The 782-nt window shown below is 72.3% G+C and carries 1 protein-coding gene; it reads left to right on the top strand.

The genetic code is table 11. The features are described 5' to 3' along the window. On the top strand, positions 1 to 578 hold a 578-nt coding region (locus tag HUK84_RS21015), incomplete at its 5' end, for an alanine racemase (protein WP_176641902.1). Between the last annotated feature and the right edge of the window lie 204 nt (positions 579 to 782).

Below are 782 nucleotides of genomic sequence, written 5' to 3'. Positions count from 1 at the left end.
ATCACGCCCAGCGCGCGTCCTTCCTGCGCCTGCGGGAGCTGCTGCCCCCCGTTCCGGCCAGCCTGGCGGCGTCGTCGGGCCTGTTCATGGGCGACGTGTGGCATTTCGACATGGTGCGCCCCGGCGCCGCGCTGTACGGGATCAATCCCACGCCCGGCTGGCCCAACCCGATGCGGCCGGTGGTGCGCCTGCAGGCACGGATCGTCCAGACGCGCATGATCGGCCCCGGCACGGCCGTGGGCTACGGCGCGGCCTTCATTGCCGACCGGCCCAGCCGCATCGCGACCCTGGCCGTGGGCTACGGCGACGGATTCCCCCGCGCGATCGGTGGCCACGGCACCGCGATCCTGCCCGCCCGGCCCGAGATCGGGCTGCCGATCGTCGGCCGGATGTCCATGGACTGCCTAGCGGTGGACGTGACCGAGCTGGACGACACGCCGCTGCCCCCCGGCACGGCGCTGGACCTGATCGGCCCGCATTGCCCCATCGAGGCCGCCGCCCTGGCCGCCGGCACGATCGGGTACGAACTGCTGACCGGCCTGGGCGCGCGCTATCACCGGATCTACACCGCAAAATGAAAAGAGCGGAGACGCGACTGCGTCTCCGCTCTTCCATCCGGGCCGGACCGCAATCCGGCCGTGGCGTGATCAGGCGATCACTTCGAGGGCGCGGCGGCCTTCTTCTTGTGATGCTTGTGGTGGCCGTGCTTCTTCGGCGCTTCGGTCGGAGCAGCCGGAGCAGCCGGAGCAGCCGGGGCGGCCGGAGCGGCAGGCGCCGCCTCG

This window comes from Nguyenibacter vanlangensis (genome assembly GCF_013376155.1).
GTDB lineage: Bacteria > Pseudomonadota > Alphaproteobacteria > Acetobacterales > Acetobacteraceae > Gluconacetobacter > Gluconacetobacter vanlangensis.
Note: the sequence above shows the minus strand (reverse complement) of the source record. Positions and strands in the feature narration are given on the sequence as shown.